The sequence below is a fragment of the [Clostridium] fimetarium genome, from assembly GCF_900111235.1.
Lineage (GTDB): Bacteria > Bacillota > Clostridia > Lachnospirales > Lachnospiraceae > Clostridium_N > Clostridium_N fimetarium.
This window is the reverse complement of record NZ_FOJI01000002.1, coordinates 188988-214396: the sequence shown is the minus strand read 5'-3', so window position 1 is coordinate 214396 and position 25409 is coordinate 188988. Positions and strand designations below refer to the sequence as shown.

At 33.3% G+C, this 25409-nt stretch carries 24 protein-coding genes and 1 riboswitch; of the genes, 3 read left to right on the top strand and 21 right to left on the bottom strand.

Going from position 1 to position 25409, the window contains the following annotated elements; all coding sequences use genetic code 11:
- Positions 1-84 precede the first annotated feature (84 nt).
- Together BMY18_RS03370 and ribD are read right to left on the bottom strand one after the other, a co-directional pair.
- The gene (locus BMY18_RS03370) at positions 85-744 is read right to left on the bottom strand and encodes a riboflavin synthase (RefSeq protein ID WP_092450576.1); all 660 of its coding nucleotides are present in this window, start codon (positions 742-744) and stop codon (positions 85-87) included.
- Positions 725-1858, bottom strand: a complete 1134-nt coding sequence (gene ribD / locus BMY18_RS03365) for a bifunctional diaminohydroxyphosphoribosylaminopyrimidine deaminase/5-amino-6-(5-phosphoribosylamino)uracil reductase RibD (protein WP_092450574.1) — start codon at positions 1856-1858, stop codon at positions 725-727. The genes BMY18_RS03370 and ribD overlap by 20 nt, the downstream gene beginning before the upstream one ends.
- A gap of 220 nt (positions 1859-2078) precedes the next feature.
- Positions 2079-2215, bottom strand: a riboswitch (FMN riboswitch).
- A gap of 282 nt (positions 2216-2497) precedes the next feature.
- Between ribD and BMY18_RS03360 the strand changes: the two genes are divergently transcribed.
- Positions 2498-2701, top strand: coding sequence for a cold-shock protein (locus BMY18_RS03360; RefSeq protein ID WP_092450572.1), 204 nt, complete (start codon positions 2498-2500; stop codon positions 2699-2701).
- A gap of 407 nt (positions 2702-3108) precedes the next feature.
- Here BMY18_RS03360 and BMY18_RS03355 read toward each other — a convergent pair whose 3' ends face one another.
- The 4 genes from BMY18_RS03355 to BMY18_RS03340 are packed head-to-tail and all read right to left on the bottom strand — an operon-like array spanning position 3109 to position 5784.
- Entirely contained in the window at positions 3109-3843 is a 735-nt protein-coding gene (locus BMY18_RS03355; RefSeq protein WP_092450570.1) for a hypothetical protein, read from the bottom strand.
- Positions 3844-3855: 12 nt separating this feature from the next.
- A complete protein-coding gene (locus BMY18_RS03350; protein WP_092450568.1) occupies positions 3856-4527 on the bottom strand; it encodes a hypothetical protein in 672 nt (223 codons plus the stop codon).
- Positions 4524-5402 (bottom strand): ABC transporter ATP-binding protein, encoded by an 879-nt coding sequence (locus BMY18_RS03345; protein WP_092450566.1) that lies wholly within the window; start codon positions 5400-5402, stop codon positions 4524-4526. Before BMY18_RS03345 ends, BMY18_RS03350 begins: the two co-directional genes overlap by 4 nt.
- A 19-nt stretch (positions 5403-5421) precedes the next feature.
- Entirely contained in the window at positions 5422-5784 is a 363-nt protein-coding gene (locus BMY18_RS03340; RefSeq protein WP_092450564.1) for a GntR family transcriptional regulator, read from the bottom strand.
- A 270-nt stretch (positions 5785-6054) separates the two neighbouring features.
- Here BMY18_RS03340 and BMY18_RS03335 point away from each other — a divergent pair, with 270 nt between their 5' ends.
- Entirely contained in the window at positions 6055-6543 is a 489-nt protein-coding gene (locus BMY18_RS03335; protein WP_092450562.1) for a P-loop nucleotide/nucleoside kinase family protein, read from the top strand.
- A gap of 90 nt (positions 6544-6633) precedes the next feature.
- Here the strand turns inward: BMY18_RS03335 and BMY18_RS03330 are convergent, their stop codons facing one another.
- The 3 genes from BMY18_RS03330 to BMY18_RS03320 form a co-directional block, all read right to left on the bottom strand.
- The gene (locus BMY18_RS03330; protein ID WP_170841276.1) at positions 6634-7860 is read right to left on the bottom strand and encodes an MFS transporter; all 1227 of its coding nucleotides are present in this window, start codon (positions 7858-7860) and stop codon (positions 6634-6636) included.
- Between the two features lie 178 nt (positions 7861-8038).
- Positions 8039-8692 carry an HAD family hydrolase gene (locus BMY18_RS03325; protein WP_092450558.1) on the bottom strand — a complete coding sequence of 218 codons (654 nt, stop codon included), beginning with the start codon at positions 8690-8692 and terminating at the stop codon, positions 8039-8041.
- A 280-nt stretch (positions 8693-8972) separates the two neighbouring features.
- Entirely contained in the window at positions 8973-9953 is a 981-nt protein-coding gene (locus BMY18_RS03320; protein ID WP_242940950.1) for a CAP domain-containing protein, read from the bottom strand.
- 184 nt (positions 9954-10137) lie between these two features.
- Here BMY18_RS03320 and BMY18_RS03315 point away from each other — a divergent pair, with 184 nt between their 5' ends.
- Positions 10138-10341, top strand: coding sequence for a hypothetical protein (locus tag BMY18_RS03315; protein ID WP_139197209.1), 204 nt, complete (start codon positions 10138-10140; stop codon positions 10339-10341).
- A gap of 90 nt (positions 10342-10431) precedes the next feature.
- Here BMY18_RS03315 and BMY18_RS03310 read toward each other — a convergent pair whose 3' ends face one another.
- From BMY18_RS03310 to BMY18_RS03250, 12 genes are all read right to left on the bottom strand, one after another.
- Positions 10432-11379, bottom strand: coding sequence for a CAP domain-containing protein (locus tag BMY18_RS03310; protein WP_242940949.1), 948 nt, complete (start codon positions 11377-11379; stop codon positions 10432-10434).
- Positions 11380-11606: 227 nt separating this feature from the next.
- A complete protein-coding gene (locus tag BMY18_RS03305; RefSeq protein ID WP_092450554.1) occupies positions 11607-12233 on the bottom strand; it encodes a cytidylate kinase-like family protein in 627 nt (208 codons plus the stop codon).
- 288 nt (positions 12234-12521) lie between these two features.
- Positions 12522-13232 carry an ABC transporter ATP-binding protein gene (locus tag BMY18_RS03295; protein WP_092450551.1) on the bottom strand — a complete coding sequence of 237 codons (711 nt, stop codon included), beginning with the start codon at positions 13230-13232 and terminating at the stop codon, positions 12522-12524.
- Positions 13233-13245: 13 nt separating this feature from the next.
- Positions 13246-14010, bottom strand: coding sequence for an ABC transporter ATP-binding protein (locus BMY18_RS03290; protein WP_092450549.1), 765 nt, complete (start codon positions 14008-14010; stop codon positions 13246-13248).
- Between the two features lie 2 nt (positions 14011-14012).
- Positions 14013-15098, bottom strand: coding sequence for a branched-chain amino acid ABC transporter permease (locus tag BMY18_RS03285; protein ID WP_092450976.1), 1086 nt, complete (start codon positions 15096-15098; stop codon positions 14013-14015).
- 11 nt (positions 15099-15109) lie between these two features.
- Positions 15110-15991, bottom strand: a complete 882-nt coding sequence (locus BMY18_RS03280) for a branched-chain amino acid ABC transporter permease (RefSeq protein ID WP_092450546.1) — start codon at positions 15989-15991, stop codon at positions 15110-15112.
- 204 nt (positions 15992-16195) lie between these two features.
- Positions 16196-17344 carry an ABC transporter substrate-binding protein gene (locus BMY18_RS03275; RefSeq protein ID WP_092450544.1) on the bottom strand — a complete coding sequence of 383 codons (1149 nt, stop codon included), beginning with the start codon at positions 17342-17344 and terminating at the stop codon, positions 16196-16198.
- A 133-nt stretch (positions 17345-17477) separates the two neighbouring features.
- On the bottom strand, positions 17478-18401 hold the full coding sequence (locus BMY18_RS03270; RefSeq protein ID WP_092450542.1) for an AEC family transporter: 924 nt from the start codon (positions 18399-18401) through the stop codon (positions 17478-17480).
- A gap of 250 nt (positions 18402-18651) precedes the next feature.
- The gene (locus tag BMY18_RS03265; RefSeq protein ID WP_092450540.1) at positions 18652-20379 is read right to left on the bottom strand and encodes a methyl-accepting chemotaxis protein; all 1728 of its coding nucleotides are present in this window, start codon (positions 20377-20379) and stop codon (positions 18652-18654) included.
- Positions 20380-20485: 106 nt separating this feature from the next.
- Entirely contained in the window at positions 20486-22087 is a 1602-nt protein-coding gene (locus tag BMY18_RS21325) for an Ig-like domain-containing protein (RefSeq protein WP_242940948.1), read from the bottom strand.
- A 429-nt stretch (positions 22088-22516) separates the two neighbouring features.
- Positions 22517-23689 carry a multiple monosaccharide ABC transporter permease gene (gene mmsB / locus BMY18_RS03255; protein ID WP_092450538.1) on the bottom strand — a complete coding sequence of 391 codons (1173 nt, stop codon included), beginning with the start codon at positions 23687-23689 and terminating at the stop codon, positions 22517-22519.
- 3 nt (positions 23690-23692) lie between these two features.
- Complete coding sequence (locus BMY18_RS03250) at positions 23693-25234, bottom strand: sugar ABC transporter ATP-binding protein (protein WP_092450536.1); 1542 nt, start codon at positions 25232-25234, stop codon at positions 23693-23695.
- Positions 25235-25409 lie beyond the last annotated feature (175 nt).

Here is a 25409-nt window from a genome sequence, read left to right as displayed (position 1 = left end):
TTTCCAATCTTTTTTATCTTTATTTTTTTTTCTAATCTTTATCTTTTTTTCATGTTTATTTTTACATTTATATCAGTAGCAGATTCAAAATCCAGAAGTAACAAGGAATTCTTTCGTTATTTTGTTTTCTGTTTCTTTTTCAAATAATGAAGCCTCTTTATATCCCAAAAATCTTTCAATATATTTACCTACCATATCATTTTCAAGATTCACTATATCTCCGATGCCTCTTGTCGACAGTATTGTTGCTTTCGCTGTATGTGGGATTATTGAAACTGAAAAACTGCTAATATTAACATTTGCAATCGTTAAGCTTATGCCATCAATTGCAATGGAGCCTTTTTGAACAATATATTTAATTACTTTCTGTGGCGTCTCGATTGTATACCAAATTGCGTTATCATCTTTCTTGATACCACTAATTATTCCTGTACCATCTATATGTCCTGACACTATATGTCCTCCAAATCTTTCGTTTGCAAGCATTGCACGTTCTAAATTAACAATACTTCCCGATTTTAGAGTACTAAAAGAGCTTCTACTAAGTGTTTCACTCATAACATCAGCCGTGAACATATGATTTCTTATGCTTGTTACAGTAAGGCATACTCCATTTACAGCAACGCTATCTCCAATTTTCAAATCATCAAATATTAATTTTCCTTCAATATTCAATACAGATGACTTTGCGCCTCTATTTATATTGATTATTTTTCCAACTTCCTCAACGATTCCTGTAAACATTATCTACCTCCCATTCTATTAAAATATCATTTTCTAATAATGTTATTTTCTGATTCTTTAATAACACTGCTTCATCCGGTATTTCTACTCCTACTCCACCAACTGGCGTTTTTGAAGCTTTACCACCAAATATTTTCGGTGCAATATATGCCTGAACCTTATTTACAATTCCTGCTTGTAATGCGCTAAAGTTTAAATCAGCTCCGCCTTCTAACAAGATACTGTCAATCTTTAATTCTCCTAATCTTTGCATAAGTTGCTCCAGATTAATATGGTCTCCTTTTTTTTCTACACAAATTATTTTGCATCCACTTTCAATATATGGTTTCTGTATTTTTACATCATTACAAGAAGTTGCTATCATAGTTTCAATATAATTCGCCGTTTTTATACAATTAGAATTCAATGGTGTTCTTAAATTAGTATCACAAATAATTCTGATTGGATTATTACTTATTATTTCTTCATTTTTGTTTGACGAACTACTCATCCGTCTACAATTCAACATTGGATTGTCCTCTATTACGGTTTGGATCCCAACCATAATTGCTGCATAATGGTGTCTGGATTGATGTACGTGTTCTCTTGCTTTTTCTCCTGTAATCCATTTTGAAGCACCTGTATATGTTGCGATTTTCCCATCTGCAGTCATCGCATATTTCATTACTACATACGGAGTTTTTGTTATAATATAATGGAAAAATATTTCATTTATACTATCACACTCTGCCTTCAAAACTTCTGAAATAACTTTTATTCCATGTTCTCTTAATAGTTCAATCCCTTTTCCTGCCACCAACGGATTTGGATCATTTGATCCAATCACAACCGTTCCAATTTTATTTTCAATGATAGCATCTGTACATGGGGGCGTTTTACCATAATGGCAACATGGCTCTAACGTAACATATAGCGTTGCTCCTTCCAAATTCTCTTTGCATTCATTGATTGCATTTCTTTCCGCATGTAAATCGCCATATCTTTTATGATACCCTTTGCTTATAATCTGACCATCCTTAACTATTACAGCGCCAACAATTGGATTGGGATTAGTCCATCCGCGCCCTTTTTCAGCCTCGTCTATTGCAATTTTCATATATTTTTCATGATCCATACTTATCCTCATTTCTGCGCAACTTTCTGTGCATATCAAGTTTGTGATTGCGTGTTTTTTTTTAATAAAGCAAAAAAATCGCCCTGAATAGTATTTACTTCAAGGCGAAAATATACAATAAATTGTAAACTAAAATTAGGTTTAAGATCAAAAAAAGCGCCGGAACGAAAAACATTCCAGAGCCACTTAACCAAACAATATTACAAATATTATAATATCAATTCATCTTCTTTTATCCAGACTTTACTGTCGGCTTCGGAATTTCACCGAATCATACCACTTTGATTAGAAAGTACAAAGTATTGGCTCGTGGGCTTTACCACCGGTAGGGAATTGCACCCTGCCCTGAAGACCTATATTCAATTAATTTTGATAATATCATCTTAAAATCAAATTGTCAATTATATTGTTCTCCCTATTTTATTTCTATATTCTTCTTCCTATTTTATTTCATATTCAATTTTTTTTTGTTTTCACTTGACATATTCACTAATACATTGTATGATGAGTTTAATATTTTTGATGTTGGTTTTGATTCACATATTTTTGTAAGTCATCATATTCAATATTATGATTTACAAAAATATGTGACTTTTTATTTAAGCACAAAATATAATATAATTTTAGGAGGTATCTTTCATGAATAAAGGTACAGTTAAATGGTTTAACTCACAAAAGGGATTTGGATTTATAACAAACGAAGCTAACGGAGAAGATGTATTCGTACATTTCTCAGGTATTGCTAACGACGGCTTCAAGAGCTTAGAAGATGGTCAAAACGTAACTTTTGAACTTACTCAAGGCGCTAAAGGCTTACAAGCAGTAAACGTTTGTTTAGCATAATTTATAACAATCAAGATTAGCTTGCTAATTTTTATAGTTATTACACTATTTGTGTAAACCAAAAGGAGACATATTCAGATTATCTGGATATGTCTCCTTTTTTGGCCTTTATTTTTTCACATCTGCAAATAATATTGTATAACATTATTGCAAATGAATCTTCGATGGAATAAAGTGATATTCCAATTCACTTATTCACATATTTTTCAAACTTTATTCATTGATTTATCATACTTTAATTATATACTTACTTACAGATAGGAAAGATATTCTTTCTATCTCCCCCCCTCATATTTTAAGAAAGAGAATTGCTTAATAACTACAAAGTAGATATTAAGCAATTCTCTTTCTTTATTTGTTTATTGTTTTCACATGTTTTTACATATGAAATGAGTTTCTCTGATTGATCATATTTTCACGCCCTGTTTTCTTGTTAAATTAATTGTGGTAACCAGCATTAAGAGAAGTATCGCTCCACCAATTGCATACCAGCCTGCAATACTTATACTGCCAAATATTGATACCAGTTTTCTTTCTATTTCTCCTAAAACTGAATCATCATGTTCATAGCCATTATTAATCATTGTACCAACCATTTTGGGAAGCACAACACACCCAAACATCCATATTGCCCATAAAATCCAAAACGCTTTCATCCCATATTTCGCCAAGATTGTCCCTATAAATATTGGCACAATGACTTCTATTAATATAACTGCCACAATAATCATCGGCGTTATATGATTCACAGCTACATATCCAAAAATATGATTGGGATATAGGAATGTATATAATGATTTTTCAATTATACTAAACAAAAAAGCAATTACAATAATTGCACAAGTGACGCATAATGTTACAACCGTATAAGAGGACACAAAAGACTTTCGAGTCCTCCCCATACATATTGCATTATTAAAACTAACACCAAAGGTTGCAAATATCATAATAAATATTGTAAATAAAGTGCTTGAAAATGCGAATATCGATCCTAATTCAAATACGGTATCTGTTGTATCATCAAATCTAACTAATAGTGCCAGTATAATCATACCTAATATAAATGTTACACACTCTATTATCCCTGCCAAAACAATCTCTTCCTTACGAAGTTTAAATTGCTTCTTTATTACATTTAACATCAATCTTCCTCCTTATGCGCGTACTTCATAGTTTTTTAATACACGATAATTAATATATGAGCCACAAATATATACAATCACGGCAACTAAAACAGCTAAAATTTTTATATTTGATGGAAACGAATCTATAGTAATATTTGTGTTGATCTCTCCAGCAAATGCAAGTACCACTATAGCTGACGTAATTAAAACAAATATTAATCCAGCGATTAAAAATCCACCTAACTTTCCGAATTTAATGCTCACGGCTGCTATTAGCTGTCCGATTCCACCTAAAGTAACCAACAGCAACGCAAATATCAAAATCCCCATTGATTTCATCTCACCGGAAATGCTTTGATTTGGTATTAAACATACTCCAACCAAAATAACACTTTGAACTATCAGAATTAAGTTTATCCATTGAATCCCGATAAACGTCTCTTTTCTTAGGCTACCAAAAGAAATCGAAAGTGGAATATATCTTGATTCATTCATTATCTGTATTATAAATAACATAATCAAGCACATTTCTCCCATATAAAATGGAATCATTAGTGAGTCACTAATAATATCACCAAACCCGCCTTGCATATAATATATTAACGCATAAATACCTGCTATTATAATTATCATAGAAAATACTTTTTCCGCATATATTACTCCGTACTTCAGCGTACGGTTTATTCCGCTCTTTTTACTCATCCTTTTTCTCCCTTACCGCAAAAAGCCAAAAACACATTCTGAAGGTTCAAAGGCTGTATGCTTACATCAAATCCTCCTCTTATTTTCTGGCCATCTTCTAAGATTACAGTAACACCTTTGCCTCTTCCCGTAATTTCCACCTGATGAAGTCTAAGTCCCAAAGTTACTGCATCTACATCCTCCGCTTTTCCACTAACACGAAATGCTTTTGAAATAAGTTCCTGCGTATTTTCTTTCAAAAGTATTTTACCATCACTAATTATAATAACTTCTTCAAACACATCTGCCGCTTCTTCGATTATATGTGTTGATATAACAAATGTTCTTCCACTTTCTGTATATTCCGCTAACAATAATTTATAGAAATATTCACGCATAACAACATCAAGTCCAGATACTGGTTCATCCAAGAATGTATACTCAGCCTTGCTTGCCATAGCTACAATAATTGTAACCATTGACATCATTCCTTTTGAAAGCTTAACGATTCTATCTTTTACATTGAGCTCAAATTCTTTTACTAAATTTAATGCCATTTCATTATCCCAATTTGGAAAATACATAGCAGCGATTTTTAAATATTCTTTTATCTTTAGTCCCGCTGCACCATTTCCCATAACAGGGTTTAATTCTCTCGAAAAGCAAATTTTGTCTAACGCTTTTTGATTTTCCCATATCCGTTCATCATCCAGTGAAACTGTTCCACTCGTAGCTGGATTTTGTGCTGAAATAATTGACAACAAGGTTGTCTTACCTGCTCCATTTCTTCCAATCAATCCATATATCTTACCTTTTTCCAATGTCAGATTCACATTGTTTAGCACTTCTTTTTTTCCGTATTTCTTAACAATATCTTTGCAAACTAAATTATTCATATCAGCTATTTCCCCTTTTTTATTTATTCTTTTGAATCATTGTAAGAAGTTCATCCTGACCAATTCCAAGTCTGGCTGCCTCTACTAGTAATTTTTTAATATAATTATCGTAAAATTCTTCTTTTCTTTTCTCCATAATCTTCTCCTTCGCACCTTTCATAACAAACATTCCAATGCCTCTTTTCTTGTAAAGTATTCCTTCCTCAACAAGTATATTAATCCCCTTTGTTGCAGTTGCAGGATTAATTGTATAGAGCTTTACTAATTCATTAATACTTGGAGCTCTCTCTTCTTCTAAAATAATATTACGTAAAATGTCATTCTCAATCATTTCACTTATTTGCAAATATATAGATTTTTCTTGTGTCAACATTTCATTCATATTCTATTTTCCACCTCCTATGCTTAAGATTTTATATCATTTAAGTCATTTGCTTATATGGTATGCTACTCATGTATATAACTATACTACTTTTTACTATTTTGTCAATATATTTTTCGAATATTTATAATATTTTTCTATATTTAAACTATTCTCCTTGGTTTTCTTCCATATATTAGACTTTAATAATTTGAATTTATACAAGCAATAGTATATCATGTAAGAAATGTAGGAAAGTCTTAAAGATTATTTATATTTGGAGGGTTGAAAATGGCTAAAATCATTTTGTTATGTGGGAAAGTATGTAGTGGTAAGAGTACCTATGCGAATAAAATAAAGACAAAATATAATGCTGTTATTTTGTCTTGTGATGAATTGATGTTAACGTTGTTTGATGAACAGCTTGGAGATAGCCATAACGTTATTTCACAAAAAGTTCAGAACTATCTTTACCAATTAGGGGAACAAATTGTAACTGCAGATACAAATGTAATATTGGATTTTGGCTTTTGGACTCATTTAGAACGAAATAAAACCAAATTGTATTATGCTGATAAAGGAATCAAAACAGAACTTCATTATATCAAAATATCACCAGCAAAGTGGTTGTGTAACATTGATAAACGAAATAAAAACCTGGAAGACGGCTTGGAAAAAGGCTATTATATTGATGATAATATGAAACAACTCTTTTCAGATCAGTTTCAAGAGCCAGACTGCCGTGAGATAGATATATTGATTGATACTATAACGAAATGAGATATCATTAGAAATATACGTATAGAATCAAATAAAAATCAGGCGCCCCAACTGTTGTGATACAGCTGATGCGTCTGACTTTCATTTGAATCATTCAATATCTTCGGAATATTTCTTATAAAAATTCACTACTGCAAATACAATCATACCAATCATACTTATTAGAAGATAAACGATTGCAGGTACCAGTCCCAAATGATCCGCAAATATCCCAACTAGCTGTGGTGTGATTATTCCTCCAATGGCAGCTACCGCGAGCAACATTGACATACCGGAAACAGATCCTTTAAGTACTGACTTGCTACTCGTAATCGTTGTGGGATATATTCCAGCACAAAAGAATCCAAATCCAACAATTGAAACAGTAATCATCCCTAACTGTTTGGTCGAAATAAGCATAAGAAAGCAAACTGCTGAACCAATGCAATTTATCAAGATCATTTGCCGTCTCTGCATTTTAGTTGATAAAAATGCGCTAGCTATTCGACCTATAATGACGAAGCTCCATGTAATCGAAACAAGTGTGTACGCATATGCATCCGTCATAATATTCATATCTTTAAAATATGAAATAAACCAACCATTTACGCAATTTTCCATTCCTATATAAAAGAACAAAATTAATCCTAAAACATAAAAGCCAGTACACTTAAAATAAGGTTTACTTGTATTTTCAGACGTATCTAATAATGTCTGTTCAAATTCCTCTGAAGTGTAATTTGTAGATTTGTAATTAGTGGATTTGTAACCAGTAGATCTGAAATCATCACATTTTGAAATAATGAAAAGGATTGGCACCAATACCGTCATCCCAAAAAACAATAAAATAATTTGATGCCACGTCATTGAAAAATACAGTAATATATTTGTCAATAAGGGGGCCACAAATGCACCTATCGCAAAAATCATTGAGAGCCAATGGACATATATTTGTTTCCCTTCTGAATCATCATTTGCAGTTGAATATATATATATGCTAATAGATCCTCTTCCTAATCCAAGCATTGCAACAATAACATTTAGCCAGTAATACGATGGCGAAAAGGCCAATAATAGAAAAGCAAGTGGTATCATTGACGACAAAATCAAGATAGAAGGTTTCCTCCCAATCTTTGATATAATGTATGAATTAATTGAACTTGCGAACAAATTTCCAATGGCAAACATAGATAACAGTCCACCCATAAGCGTGTAATTCAATTGCAATTCATCCATCAAATATGGAAGAAGAACACCTATCTCTAGTGCCACTATACCAATAATAAAGCTTGCATATAAGCATGGAATATATCTAATTAAATCTTTGTTAATTTTCATTTTTTTCTCCATCCCTGTGGATTGCTTTAATAAGACACAATCTCAAGTCTGTTCCACAGTCTCAAATCATGTGGCAGAAAATTTCTTTCAACTTTTTCTCCCTTAATTTTATACCCTTCAATCAATATCTCATATGGTATACTATTATAATATGAAATCGAATTGAAACAATGAATGTCTATATTTCAAATAAAGCACTTATATCTTCAACCTTCTCAAGGATATAATCTGCACCCGCCATCGTAAGCTCATCTTTATCACCATAGCCATACAGTACTCCTATAGCAGCAATTTTCATTGTTTTTGCACCAATAATATCATGTTTTCGATCTCCAATCATTATTACCTCAGAAGTATCTGTAATCTGATTTTCTTCCATTACATACTTTATAACGTCAGCCTTGTCTATCCTTCTTCCATCCATTTCACTTCCTGCAACAAAGTCAAAATACTGAATTAGGTTAAAATGCTCTAATATTCTTTTTGCAAACTCTGTTGGTTTTGATGTAGCTATCATCAACTTCTTCTGGTTATTTTTAAGATTTGTTAACATCTCTTCAACTCCACAATATACTAAATTTTCATATATTCCCGTAACATTAAAATACTCTCGATATTTTGAGACTGCTGATTTTGCCTCGTCTTCACTAAAACCATAATCTTCTTGAAAGGTATTCATTAATGGAGGTCCAATATATTTACATAAAGAATCCAATTTTTTTGTTTCAATCCCAAAACTTGTAAGTGCATAATCAATCGATTTCGTTATTCCTACTTTGGGGTCTGTAATTGTTCCGTCAAGGTCAAATATAATATATCTATAGTTTTTCATGAGATCTCCCTTTATTTAGTATTGGCTACTATATATTCATTTTCTTTAATCGAGTTGCTAATTTTTTATATTAATGCTACTGGTTTTTTTCTAATTCTATCACATTCAATTACTTTATTCCATAAAACAATACCTATTTCAACTCATCCGTATAACCTGATATTCCTATACATACTACCAGCGCGCTAAAAAAGCGTACTAACTATATTTTCATATAATTAGTACGCCATTTAAGATTCAGAAGAGGGATTCCTCCATCTGTTGTATATATATCAAGCTCCTATGGTCTAGTAAATTCCTGTGTCCATACATATTGTCCATTTGCTTTTTGAGCAATACCTACTCCAATTTGAGTAAAGTTTTTATTTAATATATTTGCTCTATGACCTGGTGAATTCATCCATCCATTCATTACTTCTTCCGGTGTAGGCTGTCCATAGGCAATATTTTCTCCTGCAGCTGTATATTTAATGTTAAATTGCGTTAGCATTTCAAATGGTGAACCATATGTAGGTGATGTATGGCTGAAATAATTTAGTTTTACCATATCCTCAGATTTTAAAGTTGCTACATTATTTAATTCATTATTTTCTGATAGTGCATTTAATCCTGCATTTGCTCTTTCATTATTAACAAGTGCAATTACTTTTTTCTGAAACTCTGAGAACGAAGAACTCGAAGTAGTATTACTTGTGCCATTTACAGGCGTTGCAGCACTTGTTGTTGTTTGCGTACTTGATTGTGTCGTTTTAGGGCAATTAGTTGATTGTGTTGTTGAATATGTAACTGTTTGCTTACTTGATTGTGGACATGTAGTTGATTGTGGACTTGCCGCAGCTTTCGTACCTGTAGTTGGACTTGCTGTTGCTTGTGTACTTGGTGTTGTTTGTGCACTTTGTGTTGCCAGTGTACTTTGTGATGCTTTTGTAGCTGTAGTTGCATCTGTATTAGCAGTAGAAGCTTGCTGCGCACGATTCTGGCAAAATGCATTATAGCCGCTAATTTGTTGTGAAATATTGGAATTAACTAATGTTGAATTACACTTAGGTTGCAATTTCAAACAGCTGGCATTTAAGTATACACCATTGTATAATAATGCATTTTGATTTAAGCATAAATACAGATTAGATAATCCACTTTGCACTATGTTAACATTTTCTGAAGTTTGCGTGCTTGGTTGATTGGTACTCGCTGCTACTGGGCTTGTCATACTTAAGCCGGTCACTAAACAAAGGGTTAGGATAGATATCATTTTTTTCATATTATATTTCCTTTCTTTGAAAAAATGGTTTTAAGTTCTGCTGAGCTTGAAACAAGCATAACATGGTTTAGCGAAATCATCATCAATCAAAATAAGGCATAACTGGAAGGTATTTCTAAAGCTGATGTATATTTTTCACTATTTAGCAAAGAATACTAAAACCACAGATAAGGAGGATAAAGTTTTGGATGATAACCGTTTTGGCTTGGGTATTGATGACATCAACACAAAAAATATAATCGATTTAGATTATGATTTCAACTCGGAATATGGCGATGGAGATATTCCAGAAATTGATAAACCGAAGTCTTCAAATGCAACAAATGTAGTTCCAGATGAAGTTCCTAATCGAAATAAACCTAGTACAAATAAACCTGGAACCAAATAAAAACTATTAAATCAAAAAAAACAGACCATGATTAAAAAAGAATCCGTAATGGAATACTAATTTAATTGTGGTCTGCTTTTTAGATTTAAATTAAGGTCTAGTAAATGTTTGTGTCCATACAAGTTGACCGTTTGCTTTTAACGCTATTCCAACTCCAATTTGAGTAAAGTTTGTGTTTAATATATTCGCTCTATGTCCCGGCGAGTTCATCCATGCAGTCATGACCGCATCTGGTGTAGACTGCCCATAAGCTATATTTTCACCAGCTGCAGTGTACTTAATATTAAAATTTGTAAGCATTTCAAACGGTGATCCATATGTTGGTGATTGGTGACTAAAATAATTTAACTTGACCATATCTTCTGACTTTAAAGTTGCTATCTTATCTGAATCTGCATTTTCTGCCAACGTATTTAATCCAGCCGTTACTCTTTCCTTATTAACAATTTCAATAACCTTTTTTTGAAATTCTCTAAAATTACTACTTGTGTTTACATTATTCAAATTATCTGACTTAGGAACGCTTGTAGCTGCTTGTGTGGGCGCAATTTGTACTGGTGGTGTTGCTTGTGTCTCAGTTATTGCTGATTTGGTAGCTGCCTGTGTTTGGGTAGGTACATTGGGTACGGTAGGAACTTGGGGTTCGGTAGAAACTTGGGGTTCGGTAGAAACTTGGGGTTCGGTAGGCGTTTGGGTAGGCGTTTGAGTTTCAGTAATTATTTGTAAATCTTGCGCTGTTAAAATATAAGCAATATTATTATAAGATTCACAATTATTCACGAAATATTTTATCGCATACATTTTTTCTGTTGACAAAGTGAACTTCGGTTGTAATTTTTTACAAGAACTATATGACAACTTACTTTTAGTTGGTATGGTATTAGGATCCAAGTATAAATTCATCTGAGATAGATTGGTATTTGCGATTTTAATATTATCTAAATTTTTCATATTAGATTCTAAATCACCTGCCACAACTGTTTTTGCTAAAATCAAGCTAGTAATACAAATCGTTAAGAATGGTATTATTTTTTTCATTTTTTATTCCTTTCTTTCATTAACTGTTTTTAGGTTTGTCTTAAGTTTAAAATTAGTATATCCTAATTTGTCCTAATCATTATTAATCAAAATATGGAATATATGGAATTCGTTTTAAATTTAAAATTCATTGATTTATGGTCAAAAAAAAGCAAAGTCATTTGACTTTGCTTTCACACCTATATACCTGTATGGTGTGTAATTATTTCGTTTCTATTATAGAAATTTTAATTTACGGAAAATTTTATTTTCATGTATTCTTTAACAATTTTAACACATTTATCTAAACTAAGTTCTTTCGTGTTAAGACATAAGTCATAGTTCGTAGCAGCATTCCAAGTATGACCTGTATAATGGCGATAATAATCGGCTTTATGTTTGTCTGTCTTGGTTATTAACTGTTCGGCATCTTTTCGAGTCATTGCAGACATTGTAGCAATCGTATCAATGCAGTTATCCATTGGTGCATGAACAAAGACTCTAATTACATTGTCGAACTCTTTTAAAATATAATCAGCACATCTTCCAATCACGACATAAGATTCTTTTGCAGCTAATTCTTTTAGTACCTTTGCTTGATAATTGAATAAATTATCATTTGAAACAAATTCATCACTATCGGGTCCAATAATCTCACCCTTGTAAATATTTTTTGCAACCTTAAATAGTAGACTGCTTTTGAGTTTCTCATCTGCTTTCGCAAATAAACTCTCGTCAATTCCACTTTCATCAGAAGCCAATCTCATCAATTCCCTATCATAATAGCTGATACCCAGCTCCTGCGCAAGCATTTTTCCTATTGTACGTCCACCACTACCGTACCCTCTAGCAATTGTAATCACATAATTACCCATACACACCTACCTCTTATTTTGATTTCATTATCAAACCTTATTTATAAGTTTTTATGTTCTTTTATGTTCTTCTATCTTTTATCTTCTATCTTTTATCTTTTATCTTTTATCTTTTATCTTTTATCTTTTATCTTTTATCTTTTATCTTTTATCTTTTATCTTTTATCTTTTATCTTTTATCTTTTACGCTTCCAAAACCAGGAGTGATAAGTGTTCATTTTCCGCAGACCGGCTGATAACAGCACGCCCCTCGCTGTTAGAAGGAAAGGCAAGGAAAATCAACACTTATCACTCCCCTAAATATGCCTTTTTTATGGTATCATCATCCAACAATTCACTTGCCTTACCTTCCAAGACAATCTTTCCTGTTTCCAACACATAACCTCTATCTGCTATAGACAATGCTTTTTTTGCATTCTGTTCTACAAGTAAAACGGTTGTGCCTGAAGTACTAATTGATTTTATGATATCAAAAATCTCGCTTACCATAATTGGTGAGAGTCCCATGGATGGTTCATCCATCAAGATAATCTTAGGGCTAGCCATTAAAGCTCTTCCCATAGCAAGCATCTGTTGCTCTCCACCAGAAAGAGTTCCAGCAAACTGATTCTTTCTTTCTTTTAATCTTGGAAATCTCTTATATACATGTTGCAATGATTGCTCTATTTCATACTTGTCTTTTCTTGTGAAGGCACCTAACCTAAGATTGTCATAAACAGAGAGCTGAGAGAATACTCTTCTGCCCTCTGGAACATGTGACATTCCAAGAGATACGATTTTATGGGAAGGTGTTTTTATTAAATCATGACCTTCAAAGTCAATAGATCCGGCTTTAGGAGAAAGCAAACCTGAAACTGCATGAAGAATTGTTGTTTTCCCGGCACCGTTGGCACCAATCAAAGCAATAACTTCCCCTTCATTTACTTTAAATGAAATACCTTTAAGAGCTTGAATCACTCCATAGTAAACCGATAAATCTTTTACTTCTAACATTGACATCTACTTGTTCCTCCTATTCTCCAAGATATGCTGTAATAACATCAGGATTATTTAAAACGGTAGATGTTTTACCTTGTGCTAATATATGTCCAAAATTCAATACCGTAAGTTCTTCACAAATTCCTGCTACAAGCCTCATATCATGTTCAATCAATAAGATGGTCATATCAAAATTGTCTCTAACAAATCTTATCGTATCCATCAATTCCTGCGTTTCGTTTGGATTCATTCCAGCTGCAGGTTCATCCAGTAATAATAGTTTAGGATTGGTAGCAAGCGCTCTTGCTATTTCCAACTTTCTTTGTTTTCCATAAGGAAGATTCGTGGCCATTAAATCTTTTTCGCCATCTAATCCAAACACCTTCAACAGTTCCAATGCGCGCGCGTTCATTAATTTTTCTTTTTTAAAATAGGCTGGAAGTCTTAAAACTCCTGTAATAGCCGAATATTTGTATTCGTGGATATTATGAAGACCAACTTTCACATTATCAATAACTGATAATCCTTTGAATAATCTGATATTTTGAAAGGTTCTTGCAATACCCGCTTTATTAATGGCAATATTACTTTTTCCTGCGATGTTTTTTCCATCCAAAACAATTATTCCCTCGTCCGGCTTATACACACCGGTCAAAAGGTTGAATATTGTTGTTTTACCTGCTCCATTTGGACCAATCAATCCATATAACTGGCCTTTTTCAACGTTAATCTCGAAATCATCTACCGCTCTTAATCCACCAAAGGAGATACTCAAATTTTTAACTTCTAATAATGCCATAATTATTTTATCTCCTCCTGATTTTTCTTGATCAAGCCTTTTACAAATCTTTTTAATGAATGCGTACTTCTCCACGCTATAATTTTAGGACTCCAATTGAAAATCATCATTATAATAAGTACAATGGCATAGATCAGCATTCTGTAATCTTTTAGAAAACGTAAGTATTCTGGAAGCATCGTCAAAATAATAGCAGCTATCATAGAACCTCTCACCTTACCAATACCACCAAGAACTACAAATACAAGAATTGCAATCGATGCATTATACCCAAACTTATCCGGTGAAGCAGTAATCTGTGACATACTATGTGCATAGAGAACACCTGCAACTCCTGCTAATGAAGCAGATATTGAAAATGCCATAACTCTGTATTTTTTAATATTGATACCTACAGACTCAGCTGCAATACGATTGTCACGAACAGCCATAATTGCACGTCCCGCCCTTGAATGAATCAGATTAAGAACAATCACCAATGTGATCAAGACTAAAATGATACCCACAATAAATGTTGAATCTCTTGGTATTTTTGTTATACCCATGGCTCCCTGAACAACCACTTTCCCATCCGTGTTAAGTCCAAGTCCTGCAACGTCCTTTAGCGAAAAATGAAATCCAGTGCTATCACTCCCTACATAAAGTGCATTTATAACATTTTTAATAATTTCGCCAAACGCAAGGGTTACAATTGCAAGATAATCACCACTGAGCCTTGTTACGGAAAGTGAAATAATAATACCAAATATAGCAGCAAATGCAGCTCCTATTAATATTGCCAACATGAATCTTAGTGAAACATTTGTTATAAGATCTTTTGTGATTCGTGAAAAGAAAGCACTAGTAAACGCTCCGACGCACATAAATCCAGCATGTCCAAGACTTAATTCACCAAGAATTCCCACCGTCAAATTTAATGAAATTGCTAAAATAACATAATAGCATAATGGAATCAAGAGTCCATTCAAAGTGGAGGATATGCTTTGCGAAGTTATTAATCCTTGCATAATTAAGTAAGCAATTATTACCATCCCATATGTAATGAAATTACTTTTTGTTTTTTTGTCCATTGATTTTAATCTGTTCATGTTTACCATCCCTACACTTTCTCATGAATTTTCTTGCCAAGAATTCCCGTAGGTTTCACAATTAGCACAAGTATAAGTATGCCAAATACAATGGCATCTGATAGTTGAGATGAAATATAAGCTTTACTTAATATCTCAATCACGCCAAGAATAATTCCACCAATCATTGCTCCTGGTATGGATCCAATTCCACCAAATACGGCAGCCACAAATGCCTTGATTCCAGGCATAGCCCCTGATGTATTCGAGATGCTTGGGTACGCAGAAAACAAAAGTACAGCAGCAATTGCTGCTAAAGCAGAACCAATTGCAAATGTAATTGAAATAGTACGATTGACATTCACGCCCATAAGTTGAGCTGCTCCTTGATCTTCTGAGACAGCTACCATTGCACGTCCAGTTTTTGTTTTCTTAATGAAGAGAGAAAGAGCAATCATAATAACAATACATGACAAAATTGTTACCATAGTTTCTCCTGTAATCGTAAGATTGCCATTAAACATAGATATGGTTGGAATCTGAATTACAGATGTAAATGCCTTTGAATCTGCATGGAAAACAAGTTGTGCCAAATTCTGTAGGAAATAACTCACACCAATAGCCGTAATCAAAACTGCCAATGGTGCTGCTTTTCTTAATGGCTTATATGCGATCTTTTCAATTGCGACTCCTAATACTGTACAAAATGCCACAGACATCAATACACTTAAAATGGGGTTCAATCCCCAAGTACTCATAGCCGTAAAGGTGATAAATCCACCCACCATAATAACATCACCATGAGCAAAATTCAGCATCTTTGCTATGCCATACACCATGGTATAGCCAAGTGCAATAATGGCATAAATACTGCCAAGGCTGACACCTTTAATTAAATACGATATGAAATCCATATCAACACCTCTTTGCTTTTTAATAAGTTATATTATAACATAACGATAAAATATACTCAATATTATTTAAAAGGAAGATTGTCACTTAATAGACAATCTTCCTTTTCTTTTTAATAATTCAATTCAACTTTTGATTATTTGGTTTAACTTTTAATGTTAGTTTAAATCATTTGATTTAGTTTCGATCATTTGATTCGGTTTATATTAATATGCCTTATAAGCACCATCTTTAATAATGACTGCCTTAGGGTCTTTGTTAACTTCTCCTGTTACTGACCATGACATTGCTAAACCAGTTAATCCATCAACCTTAATTTCTGTCATCACTTTTTTCATTGCTGCACAAATAGCTGATGTTGAATCTGAAGGTTTTACATTAGATTTTTCAATTGCTGCTTTAATAATATAGATAGCATCATATGCATCTGCTGCAAACTGGTTAGGTGTTTCATTATATGATGATTGGTACTTGGTAACAAAATTTTGTGTCAATGTATCTGTTGCATCTGCTGCAAATGGCGTAAGAAGGATTACATTTTCAGCAAGCTTTAGATTAAAGTTTTTAACACCAAGAATACCATCAAGTCCATCACATCCAAAAAACTTTGGAGCATAATTCATTGAACTTGCTTGTGCAAGAATTAAAGAAGCTTCCGTATAATAAATTGGAAGGAACACTAAATCAGCACCCGCACTCTTTGCCTTTTGTAACTGAACTGAGAAATCTGTTTTGTTACTAGTATCAAATGCCTCTGTTGCTACGATTTGAACACCAAGTTCTTTTGCTTTTGAAGTAAATGTTGCATAAATTCCTGTTGAGTAAACATCTGAACTATCATAAATTACAGCAACCTTAGTTGCAATTTTCTTGTCTGAAATATATTTTGCTGAAGCAGAACCTTGGTTAGGATCAGAAAAGCATACCTGATATGCCTGCCCATTAGAAATACAATCTGTAGATGAAGCAGATGGTGTGATCTGGAAAATCTTATCCTCAAGTGTCTTGTCTGCAACTGCAACACAAGCTGTTGAAGTAACAGTTCCCATAAGTATCTGCATACCCTTATCTTTTAAGTTATTATAAGCGTTGATTGCTTTTTCTGAATTCGCTTCGTCATCTTGGAAATCATAATTGATTTTAGCTCCATTGATTCCACCTGCTGCATTAATTTCATCGACTGCTAACTGTGCGCCGTTCTTAACTGCCTGGCCATAAATAGCAGCACTACCCGTTACAGGTCCAATTCCGCCAATAAAGAATTCTGTTTTGCCTGCTGAGGTCGGACTACCACAACCAGCAACCATTGACATAACCAATGTTAATACAAGACCGATACTAAAAAACTTTTTCATAGATTTCTCTCCTCCTAATATTATCCTAATATTAAAATATATCAGAATAAAAAACGGCTAAATGCCGCATTTGATAAAGCTTATTCTACTATTTCAGGATAAATTTGTCAACCGAAAACGGATTTCAATTGAATTATACTAGTCCCATAATCAATGGTACTGTTATAACAGAAAATAACGTAGTTATTATAATTCCTTTCGCACAATTTTCAGAGTTGACGCCATACTGATTTGCAAGCATAACTGGTAAATTTCCAATTGGCATTGATAACATGACGGCACTCACGCCTAATACCTGTTCCGGTAGATTAAACCGCTTTAGTATTAGAACACCAATCACCGGAATAATAATTAATTTTATAAATGAAAACAGGTACAATTTTTTATCATTAAATACTGAAAATATATTAGCTCTACCAAGCGAAAACCCAATTGACATCATCGATAGCGGAGTAGCCACATTGCCTAAATAGGTTACTGTCGTCTGAACCACTGGATGAATTGATATATGAAAGCAAAATACGAATAGCGTAATGCAACATGATAAAGTACCCATATTTAAAATGTTTTTCAAATTAGTTAACGATAGTCTTTTTCCTGCTTCACCCTGTAGAATCGATATTCCATATGTGTAAATCAAAATATTGTAAATCAATATAAAAATAGCAACATAAATAATTGCAGAACTTCCATATAATGAATCCACCAACGGTATTCCAATAAACCCAACATTAGAAAATACTGTCATAAGCTTATATATTTTAATTTCATCCTTATCTTTTGTAAAAAATCTAGAACCAATACTTCCAAGTATTATAAATGTAGAAAACATAATAATTGCAATCAGCACTATTAAAGATATGAAGTCACCTTCTTTATTTTGACTGTTTCCCAATACGCTTGAAAAAATGATAGCAGGATTAAAAACATTCACGATAAGTTTCGAAATACTATGTGCATTCTCTTCATTTACAAGATTTTTTCGGCTGCAAGCAACCCCAACCATGATAAGTGAAAAAAATATTAACATTTGACTAAAAGCAGTTAAAATACTCATAACTTGATAATACTCCTTATTTTTATGACGCAATTTTATTATTGTACCTTATATTAGCAATCGAAACAATAGGAAAAATTTTATTCTTCATTACACAAAAAAACAGCCTCGAATATATTCTTGACTGTTTTTTTTGACTATTACCGTAAAATATTTATGTACAATATAATATGTTGATATAATGAATCAGCTATAAAAAACTAACTATAACAAAATTATCTATATTCATTAATCCCTTCTTAAATTCAATTTATATAAACATAGAAACCGATTCATTTAGATTCTCTACAATATCACTATTCGACTTCATTTTTTGTTGAATTTCAATTAAATTATTGACTAGTACCGATGTTTTTTCTGAAATAAGATGAGTGCCTCCAGCACCATCATTGACTGTAATAGATACTTCATTCATAGCAAGCATTATTCCTTGAATCAATGTTTTCAACTGATCAGCTGTTAAACTAAAATCACTCATTAATCTATTCATTAAGTCTGCATCATCATTGTATTGTTCTGATGTATTTACCAACATCTGATAATCACCAATAACTTGTTTGCTAATAAATTCTAATATCTTTTCTGCATCACCTGCAAGATCTTCTACCGAAGTCACTACTACATTGCTAATATTTTGTATTTCATTTGCAGTTTTTCTGGTTTCTTCTGCCAGCTTCTTTATTTCGTCTGCTACAACAGAGAATCCCTTGCCAGCTTCTCCTGCTCTAGCGGCTTCAATCGCTGCATTTAAAGCAAGTAAGTTAGTCTGTGCTGATATTTCTATTATCGTATGAGTCAATGTATGAATTTTCTCTACTTCTTTAGATTTTATAATGGTTTCTTTTAAATTCTTCTCGACACTTTCTATAATTTGTTTCGCAATTTGCTGTGAGTCAAGTGCATTTTTCTTTAATTCTGTTGCTCTTACGCTTATTTGATTAGATGCACTTACGCCCTCTTGCGCTTTTGATGCCATAGTCACTACTTCATTTTCGATATTCTCTGTTGACGCATTGATTTCTTCTACTGACGCTGCAGTTTGTTGCATACCAGCTGCAATATCTTGTACAGCTGTGGAAGTATCCTCAATGTTGACATTGGCGTAATTAATTTCCTCTACCAAAAGCACTGATGCTTCATCTAGAACCAAAGTTGAACTATGCATATTATTAATTATACCTTGTAGTCTTTCTATAAAGACATCCATTCCATGAGTCAATTGTCCAATTTCATCCTTTGTTCTAAGATGTATCCTCTTTGACAAATCTCCTTTTCCATTCTCAATATCACTAATCATGGAATTGATTAATCGATTTGCTTTGACGATTGGCTTTGTAATAAATTTATTAATCAAAAACAAGAATAAAAATCCAAAAATAACAATAACAAATAGTCCCGCATAAGCGTACATATCACTGGTTTTAGTAACATTAGAAATGGAATCCTTTTGTTTTAACGATCCATCAATATTAGTTTGCATCATTGCACTCGTTTTTATTGATATTACTTGTGAAACCGATTTCATCTTACTCCAATAAAGGCTCGTCGCTTCTTCTTTATTATTGGTATGTGAAAGTTTAATGCTGGCATCATAATTCACAATATAACCATTCCAACTTTCAGTAAAAGACTTAAAAGCATCTGTCTCTGCCCCTGGATCTAACGTAGCTTCAAAAGCCTTTAAATGCTCTTCCAAGCTAGCCTTTGCAATGACTATATTTGCTTCTATTGAAGACAGTTGATCAGCCTTTTCCGTAAAATAGTGTTCATTTGCTAATAACTCCAGAGTGCTAATATCTTCAGTTACATACTGTAGATTAATGATACTTGGCAAATAATTATCCGTCACTTTTAATGAAGCGTTATTCATTCTATTCATAGAGAATATATTACTAACAATCATTGCTACTGCTATAATGATTAGTGCACCAAAACCTAATCCAATTTTTTTACTAACTTTCCAATCTTTCACTTTCATGTTTATCCCCTTTTGCATTCTAGTTTTTATTTTCTGGTTTTTATTTTCTGGTTTTCATTTATAAAGCAAACTATCTACTGTCTTTATTAGTAAATAAACCGAGTAGCTAATCTTTGTTTCTTAACTTTTCCTTTTCCACTATCTTTCTGCCTTTTGTATGAAAATGTATTATTGTTAATATTACTATTAGAACCAATATCAATCCAACTATTAAAACAGCAATAATCCACTGCCCAGATATAGATTTAACGGTTACGGCACATTCACCCAAAGTGGTTCCATCTTCCATTGAGCAAGTTATGACGGCGTTGCCGCGTCCGGTTGCAGTAAGTTCGCCTGCCTCGTTTACCTTTACAATAGATTCATCTGATGAAGACCAGCTAACCTTCCAGTTAGCAGCATCTTCTGGAGCAACCGCTGCCGAAAGCGTATATTTTGACTTATAAGAAAGGGTCAGCTCAGTCTTTTGAAGAATAGAATTATCCGAATATATAAGTTTTGGGATTTTTACTTCCTCTATAAGTTGGCCACATACTGTACAGTAGCTACGTCTTAGACCATATTCTGAAAACGTAGGTATAATTTCTGTCTTAAGTTCACCTACCTTGTGAGCCGGAAAAGTGTAATTTGCAATATAAGAATAATCACAGGTTTTACAATTGAATGTCGTATAACCCATTACCGTACAAGTTGGTTCCGTAACGGTTTCTGTATATACCGGATTATTACATGGATTGGGTAGTAGAATTTTGGTATAATCAAAACGTTCATCTCTAGTAAATGAAGTGCTTGTGTTACCCGAATTGGATACGTGGCTATTCAATGTTTCACCAATATAAGCCGAGCAGTAAGCACGTCTGTTTGTATTATTTTCAAAAAATGAAATTACACCATTTACAACGTTATTTCTAACATAGCCTGCATGGTTATTATCAGATGTATGTATGTAGTGCATTCCAACAAGACCTCCATTATGTGCAAAACCATGTATTGATGCATATCCCTTAATATTTACTTTGCAGCCTTCAATATCGGTATAACCACTTGCAAGTATACCTCCAAGGAACTGTTCACATTTTTTAGTTATATCGCTTTCATCGACGATTACGAGTGTAATATCAGCCTGACATCCGGTAACTGTTCCATAACCAAAACCGGTAATACCTGCGACTCCACACATTGTATTTTTCGAATAAAGATACACACTACCTTGAACACTGCAGTTCGTAATTTCAGTGTTTGCAGTATAGCCTGCAATGCCGGCAGCAAAACAGTTTTTATCAGTTGAGATCTTGATATCACATGCTTTTATATTGAGATTTTTGATCACCGCATTCTCAGCCTGTCCAAACAACCCCGAAAAATATGTTTCATACTTTTTATCATTTCCATCCACGCTAATATTACTCTCTGAATTCATTTGTGTGGACTTTAAATCATAGATGGTATGACCGTTTCCATCAATCGTACCATTGAAGTTAATAGGATACCAATCTATCCCTCTAAGACTGATGTCTGACATTAAGACATACTTTCCATCAGGGGCATTAGCAATTGCCTGAAGTCCTTTCGCATCTGATATTTGAGTATAACCCGAAAAAATTTCTGACGAAGCTGCATGTGCCGAAGTCACTGGAATATTTACTAAAAAGCAGATTAAAACCACACAAAGACACCTGCGCAGTTTTATGGTAAAATCATGAGACATCTCTCCTCCGTTCTGTAGCTTTCTTCTATCTGAATCACATCGAACATACCTCTATTACCTTACTTAAATAGATGATTTGTGACCCTCAAAATAGTTGCTACAGGAAATGTTTTTTATTTAGAATCTTTTAATAATTATGTAATTATATATTTATATACTTTTTATAATTATAGTCTTTTGAAAACCCAAGTGTCAAGCAAATACTGTGTAATTTTGTTACGATATTTTTATGTAGCAAGCAATCTTTTTCTTTACATAATATCCAGTATAGATAACCAATTTATTGATACTATCAATAAAAGACTTATCAATTTTCAATAGATTAATGGGATACCATAATATAATAAATTTCCATATTAATCTTGTTCATAAAAGAAGGTGCATCAACCATGAATGATTGATGCACCTTAAATATTTATCGTGAACTAATTATGCATTTTTCTTTTTTGAAATTACATCAAATATAACGGCTGCTAGAAGAACTAAACCTTTTACAACTTTCTGATAGTTCGCATCAACACCCATAATACTCATACCCAAGTTGATGACACCCATTAATAAGGCACCAATGATAACTCCGGATACTTTTCCAGTTCCACCATATGCTGAAGCACCACCAATAAAGCAGGCACCGATGGCATCCAATTCATAGTTTTGTCCATATGTAGGCTGTGCTGACGTCATACGTGCAATTGTCATCATACCGGCTAGTGCAGCTAAAAATCCCATATTTACATAAGCCAAGAAATAAATTCTATTGGTATTAATACCAGAAAGTTTTGCGGCTTTTTCATTTCCGCCTACTGCATAAAAATGACGACCAAGTGTAGTTTTTGCAGTAATATAGCCATAGACTAAGACTACGATTGCTACTATAACCAGAGCAGTTGGAATACCCCTAAAACTTGCTAACTGATATGAAAATGCTAAGATAGCTGCTGAAATAATAACTGCCTTTGCAATCATATTTTTCAGTGATGTCATGTCATAACCTTTTTTCGCTTTTGTGATTCTTCCTCTGATTTGTATAATTAGATAGATAATACAGGCCGTAATACCCACCAACATACATGTTAAGTTGAATCCTTTCACTCCAAAAATATCAGGAATATAACAATTTGCTCCACCACCAAACATCTTTATAAATTTGACATTCGTCAAAGAAACGGTTAAGCCTTGTAATACTACATTAGAAAGCCCTCGAAAAATCAACATTCCTGCCAAAGTAGTAATAAATGGTGGTACTCGCACATAGGCAATCCAAAAGCCTTGCCATGCACCTATTCCAGTACCGATAATCAGCATTAATATAACAGATATAACCCAATTAACATTGCTGTTTTCCATCAAAGTCGCGCCTACTGCACCTACAAAGCATACAACTGAGCCTGTAGCAAGGTCAATGTTACCACCTGTCAAAATACACATAAGCATACCTGTTGCTAATATAAATACATATGCATTCTGTGAAATCAGATTACTTACATTTTGTGGTAGGAGAATCTTTCCTCCTGTCTGCCATACAAAAAATCCAGTAACTAATATTAACGCAATAATCATTGTATTCACTTTAATAAATGACATAACTTTTGCTTTATTCATTGTCTACACTCCTTTACTACTTGTTTTCAAAATATGTGCCATTATATTTTCTTGAGTTGCTTCTTCACCTGCAACTTCGCCAACCAATCTACCTTCATCCATGACGTAGATACGATTGCACATACCTATTACTTCTGCAAGTTCTGAAGAAATCATAATGACTGATTTACCAATCGATACCAATTGATTGATAATACAATAAATTTCAAATTTAGCGCCAACATCAATACCTCTTGTCGGTTCATCTAAAATAAGGATATCAGGATCAGCGAACATCCACTTAGCAAGTAGCGTCTTTTGTTGGTTACCACCGCTTAGATCCCCAGCGTTTTGTTCAATACTTCGACACTTTATATTTAATTTTTCTTTTTGTTTCAACGCTACTTCATACTCTTTATCTGAGTCAATAATTCCGAGTTTGCTGATTCCTGCTAAATTTGCAAGTGTCGTGTTGCGTTTTATTGAATTAGAAAGGATTAAACCATTTCCTTTTCTGTCTTCTGTGACATAAGCTAATTTGTGTTTGATTGCATCATTTACATTATGCAAATGTACAACTTCTCCATTTATTTTTATTTTTCCAGAAATATTTGTGCCATAACTTTTACCAAATACACTCATGGCTAGCTCTGTTCGACCCGCTCCCATAAGTCCAGCGATTCCAACAACTTCTCCTTTTTTAAAATTCATAGATACGTTATTAACTACTTTACGTTCTGTATAAATTGAATGATATACGTTCCAGTCCTCAATTTCTAATGCTATTTCCCCAACATTATCTTTCTCTCTTTTAGGAAAACGGTCAGACATGCTTCTTCCAACCATACCTTTGATAATGCGACTCTCTGTAATCGTATCAGTTGATTTGTTTAAGGTCTCAATTGTTGTGCCATCTCTAATAATTGTAATTTTATCTGCTACATAGGAAATCTCATTTAACTTGTGAGATATGATTATTGATGTCATTCCTTCTTTTTTGAATTTTAACATTAACTCTAATAACGCTTTTGAATCATTTTCATTTAACGAAGCCGTCGGTTCATCCAAAATAAGTAATTTTGCGTTTTTTGCGAGCGCTTTTGCGATTTCTACAAGTTGCTGCTTCCCAACACTAATATTTTTAACCAGCGTTCTTGAGGATTCATGAAGTCCTACGATTCTAAGATATTTGTCTGATTTATCATAGGTTTCATCCCAATCAATTGCGAAAGATTTTCCTCTCTCATTACCAAGAAACATATTTTCAGCAATTGTCATATAAGGTATCAATGCTAATTCCTGATGAATAATTACAATTCCCTTTTTCTCACTGTCTGTAATGTTTGCGAAATGGCAAACTTCACCATTATACAGGATTTCCCCCGTATATGAACCAAAAGGATAGACACCGCTTACTATATTCATTAGTGTGGATTTACCAGCACCATTCTCACCTACTAGAGCATGAATCTCGCCCTCTTCAACTTCTAAGTTAACGTCATCAAGTGCTTTAACGCTAGCGAAAGTTTTGGTAATATTTTTCATCTCGAGCATTAATTTTGCCAAGTATATCCCTCCAATATCTAACTTAGATTTTATGTCTGTTATAAATACTGCATAATTTTTTAATATAACAGGCAGGAATTAATCCCGCCTGTTATTGTTATATAAGAGTGAAAGAAAACCATTTACACTCTAGCGCCTGTGATTTTACCCTTGCAAGCAAGTGAAATCACTGCAC

Bases quoted from the DNA above. Each gene is read 5' to 3' on its own strand.
- BMY18_RS03370 (WP_092450576.1), bottom strand. From the start codon at position 744: ATGTTTACAGGAATCGTTGAGGAAGTTGGAAAAATAATCAATATAAAT.
- ribD (WP_092450574.1), bottom strand. From the start codon at position 1,858: ATGGATCATGAAAAATATATGAAAATTGCAATAGACGAGGCTGAAAAA.
- BMY18_RS03360 (WP_092450572.1), top strand. From the start codon at position 2,498: ATGAATAAAGGTACAGTTAAATGGTTTAACTCACAAAAGGGATTTGGA.
- BMY18_RS03355 (WP_092450570.1), bottom strand. From the start codon at position 3,843: ATGTTAAATGTAATAAAGAAGCAATTTAAACTTCGTAAGGAAGAGATT.
- BMY18_RS03350 (WP_092450568.1), bottom strand. From the start codon at position 4,527: ATGAGTAAAAAGAGCGGAATAAACCGTACGCTGAAGTACGGAGTAATA.
- BMY18_RS03345 (WP_092450566.1), bottom strand. From the start codon at position 5,402: ATGAATAATTTAGTTTGCAAAGATATTGTTAAGAAATACGGAAAAAAA.
- BMY18_RS03340 (WP_092450564.1), bottom strand. From the start codon at position 5,784: ATGAATGAAATGTTGACACAAGAAAAATCTATATATTTGCAAATAAGT.
- BMY18_RS03335 (WP_092450562.1), top strand. From the start codon at position 6,055: ATGGCTAAAATCATTTTGTTATGTGGGAAAGTATGTAGTGGTAAGAGT.
- BMY18_RS03330 (WP_170841276.1), bottom strand. From the start codon at position 7,860: ATGAAAATTAACAAAGATTTAATTAGATATATTCCATGCTTATATGCA.
- BMY18_RS03325 (WP_092450558.1), bottom strand. From the start codon at position 8,692: ATGAAAAACTATAGATATATTATATTTGACCTTGACGGAACAATTACA.
- BMY18_RS03320 (WP_242940950.1), bottom strand. From the start codon at position 9,953: ATGAAAAAAATGATATCTATCCTAACCCTTTGTTTAGTGACCGGCTTA.
- BMY18_RS03310 (WP_242940949.1), bottom strand. From the start codon at position 11,379: ATGAAAAAAATAATACCATTCTTAACGATTTGTATTACTAGCTTGATT.
- BMY18_RS03305 (WP_092450554.1), bottom strand. From the start codon at position 12,233: ATGGGTAATTATGTGATTACAATTGCTAGAGGGTACGGTAGTGGTGGA.
- BMY18_RS03295 (WP_092450551.1), bottom strand. From the start codon at position 13,232: ATGTCAATGTTAGAAGTAAAAGATTTATCGGTTTACTATGGAGTGATT.
- BMY18_RS03290 (WP_092450549.1), bottom strand. From the start codon at position 14,010: ATGGCATTATTAGAAGTTAAAAATTTGAGTATCTCCTTTGGTGGATTA.
- BMY18_RS03285 (WP_092450976.1), bottom strand. From the start codon at position 15,098: ATGAACAGATTAAAATCAATGGACAAAAAAACAAAAAGTAATTTCATT.
- BMY18_RS03280 (WP_092450546.1), bottom strand. From the start codon at position 15,991: ATGGATTTCATATCGTATTTAATTAAAGGTGTCAGCCTTGGCAGTATT.
- BMY18_RS03275 (WP_092450544.1), bottom strand. From the start codon at position 17,344: ATGAAAAAGTTTTTTAGTATCGGTCTTGTATTAACATTGGTTATGTCA.
- BMY18_RS03270 (WP_092450542.1), bottom strand. From the start codon at position 18,401: ATGAGTATTTTAACTGCTTTTAGTCAAATGTTAATATTTTTTTCACTT.
- BMY18_RS03265 (WP_092450540.1), bottom strand. From the start codon at position 20,379: ATGAAAGTGAAAGATTGGAAAGTTAGTAAAAAAATTGGATTAGGTTTT.
- BMY18_RS21325 (WP_242940948.1), bottom strand. From the start codon at position 22,087: ATGTCTCATGATTTTACCATAAAACTGCGCAGGTGTCTTTGTGTGGTT.
- mmsB (WP_092450538.1), bottom strand. From the start codon at position 23,689: ATGAATAAAGCAAAAGTTATGTCATTTATTAAAGTGAATACAATGATT.